The sequence below is a fragment of the Pseudomonas sp. MD195_PC81_125 genome, assembly GCF_014060985.1.
GTDB lineage: Bacteria > Pseudomonadota > Gammaproteobacteria > Pseudomonadales > Pseudomonadaceae > Aquipseudomonas > Aquipseudomonas parakoreensis.
The window spans coordinates 1-1,285 of record NZ_JABULD010000183.1 but is presented as its reverse complement, the minus strand read 5'-3'; the positions used below and the strand labels follow the sequence as shown (position 1 = coordinate 1,285).

Genomic DNA, 1,285 nt, shown 5'->3' with positions numbered 1-1,285 from the left:
CTTCCAGCGCTGCGGCACCGCCGGCGCTGTCGAGGCGGTCCATGTTGGCTTCAGTAGCGTGGCCGGCGTTGGCGCCTTTCACGGTTGCTACTTCACTGTCTTCTTTGTCGAATTCGTCCCAGCTCAGCATGACGTGTCGTCTCCTGCGTGAGGGCCTGTCGCCCCGTGTGAAACCTGATTGGTGGGTTTTTCACACGGTCGTACAGACCGCGTTGGATCTTAAGGAATCGTTTTTTGCGGCAGCCAAGGCAGGCAATAAAACAGAATTTTGTACGGGTTTCCGAGAGCCTCTGACGGGCGCAGATCAGCGTTGACGCTGCTGCGGGGCTTCAGAATGGCTTTTGCTCCCTGTAAGGGAATATTGCTGACCCGATTAGGGCGGCATTATAGGGAAAAAAACACGGCTGTGCTGAGGCGAATCCGCGCATGGCGCGGTCGAGGAGGCTGGTTTTTCGATGAGAGTGCGGGTTTACAGGGCTTTGCCGGGGATAGATTTTTTTTTCGTAAAAATCTCGCGATTGTGGATTTGCTCAAAAAACGAACAAAAAAACCGTGTTTTCACTACATCTAGTGTTTTGCAAGCATTTTTGACGACTCCAGACACAACTGAGCCCGACCGAAGCCGGGCTGGAATCGACCCTCAAATGAGGCGCTGAGCGGTCCGATTCGGTGCAGTCTCGATCATCAATTGGTGCAGCCGTTACCCATGACGCTGTAACGCAGGATGTGGCGCTGACCCTTGGAGTCGTCGTACTCCATTTTGGCCGGTACCACTTCGCAGACATTCGGCACTTCGCTCATCGATACAACTTTGGCGATATCCAGGTGAGTGGAGTAAGTGTATTCCTCGATCGCCGGTTGTTGCTGTGCGACATCAGTCGGGACCTCGTCTGCCATGGCGGTTGCGCACAGACTGCTGAGGGCCAGAACCAATAAAGCTTTCATTTCAGATTTACCTTTTTGAGGTCGAGTGGGGTCACGCAACCTTTTTAGGGTTGCGTGTGGAACTTCATCGTTTGCAGTTATTACTTGAGAGCTGGATTAACGGCCTTCGTGGGGGCTGTAACGTTGTTAATCGCGTTTGCCTTGTCGGCGGAGTGGATTTTAGGCAGGTGGGGTGGGGGTAAACAGATGGGGTTTTGATAAACACTTTTGGTGGTTTTGGTAACAATCCCCACAAAACACCGCCCAACCCTTGTAGGCGCTGCCGAAGGCTGCGATCTTTCGTCTTTGATTTTTGCAAAGCAAGATCAAAAGAATCGCAAGCCTGACGGCAGCTCCTACA

2 protein-coding genes and 1 pseudogene are annotated in these 1,285 nt (G+C 52.7%); all 3 read right to left on the bottom strand.

The features are described 5' to 3' along the window. Positions 1-130, bottom strand: a pseudogene (locus tag HT737_RS07875) (ribonucleotide-diphosphate reductase subunit beta); the annotation flags it as partial. Positions 131-684: 554 nt separating this feature from the next. Next, positions 685-945, bottom strand: coding sequence for a DUF2790 domain-containing protein (locus HT737_RS07870; protein WP_047599663.1), 261 nt, complete (start codon positions 943-945; stop codon positions 685-687). Positions 946-1,104: 159 nt separating this feature from the next. Next, on the bottom strand, positions 1,105-1,285 hold a 181-nt coding region (locus tag HT737_RS31175; RefSeq protein ID WP_220459341.1), incomplete at its 5' end, for a hypothetical protein.